Genomic DNA, 1,510 nt, shown 5'->3' on the forward strand with positions numbered 1-1,510 from the left:
TGCCTATACCGCAACATGGGGAGTAAATTGGTGGTATTTGTGGGGGGAATCTGCGAATGGGTGTAAAACGATGCCTCCGTAACCTAAATAATTCTCCTCTCGAGCCAAGTAGCGGGCCATTTTCTTAATATTCTGGACCACTGCCGTCATAAATGCCTGTTCTTGTACCTTCGCCCGTCCGCGCATGCGGCAGCGACGATAGCCATGCAGATTTTTGGCATCAGCAAAGCTCCGCTCAATCGTTTGACTGCGCAGCTTGTATAACGCTTTTCCTACTACACTCTCTTTGTGAGCACGGACGCGTTCTTTACTAGTCTCCCAAACATGTCGTTGAATGACGCGCTGAGGACTCTTGGTTTTCGTACATTGAATCAAAAGGGGACAGCTCGCACAGACGAGTTTGTCGGACACATATTCATCATAGCCTGCTCGATTCGTAGTTCGGTACGTAAGTTCTGCTCCTGCTGGGCAGACGTAAACATCCTTTTGTTCGTCATAGGTAAATTGCGCTTTTGGAAAGATCCCATCTGCTTTCGGTGCCGCTCGGTCTGCAATAATCGCCATGAGGTGTTCCGTACGCATACAAATATGTGGGGTCATATAACCGGAATCCAGCAGGACAGCCTCCAACGTCTCTTCGAATCCAAAGGTCGTCACTTGACGTTGGAGCCTCTCTAAATACACCGTGGAATCATTCACATTACCCGCTGTGACGTGCACGTCCGTGATGATGTTGAATTTGTGATCTACGGTACGGTGTTCCAAGTAGTGAAAACCTTCCGGTTTGCCTTTACGCATCATAAATCCGCTCTCGGGGTCGGTATGACTTACCTTAAGATTGCTGTAGCTGGTCTCCTCCTTTCGAGGAGGAAGGGGCTTTTTTCCTTGGGATTCCCGGCGCTCGCCCACAGCCTTTTCCAGTTCGTCGAGGTAAGAAGCAGGGGTATTCACTACACTTTGCATGGTGTATTTGTTTTTATTTGCACTAGCTTGGATATGAGTGGAATCGGTGATCAATACACGTCCAGCCACCATGCGATGAGAGATGGCGAGATCGACTACTTCGTCAAAAATCTCTTGAAAAACGGTGGTTCCCGCAAATCGGTGGTTTCGATTCCAACTGATCGTGGAGTGATCCGGCACTTTCTCTGTCAGTCCCATACCCAGAAACCAGCGATAGGCTACATTCAGCCGGACTTCTTGTTCTAGCTGACGCTCGGAGGGAATTCCGTACAGATAGCCAATGAGCATCATCTTAAACAAGCGAACTGGAGGAATGGATGGGCGTCCTACGTTTTGGCTGTAGTAAGGACGAACCTTTTCCGTAATATAGGAAAGATCTATGTGATGATCGATGAGGCGAAGAAGATGGTTTTGGGGAACCAGTTCATCGAGACAAATGAGTTCCATTTGAAACTTTCCATCTGTATTTTCGTTGTTAGGGGTTAGCACACGAATCACCGTTCTTTCATAACAATGTTACCTATATTATACCAAATTAACGCGGTGT

Annotated in this window: 1 protein-coding gene; it reads right to left on the minus strand. The window is 47.5% G+C overall.

Annotation, left to right across the window (positions count from 1 at the left end):
- Window positions 1-3: 3 nt before the first annotated feature.
- Window positions 4-1,410 carry an IS1182 family transposase gene (locus ACFVVK_RS20460; RefSeq protein WP_390271335.1) on the minus strand — a complete coding sequence of 469 codons (1,407 nt, stop codon included), beginning with the start codon at window positions 1,408-1,410 and terminating at the stop codon, window positions 4-6.
- Window positions 1,411-1,510 lie beyond the last annotated feature (100 nt).

Origin of the sequence: Arthrobacter sp. NPDC058192 (genome assembly GCF_042883665.1) — a bacterium.
Classification (GTDB): domain Bacteria; phylum Actinomycetota; class Actinomycetes; order Actinomycetales; family Micrococcaceae; genus Arthrobacter.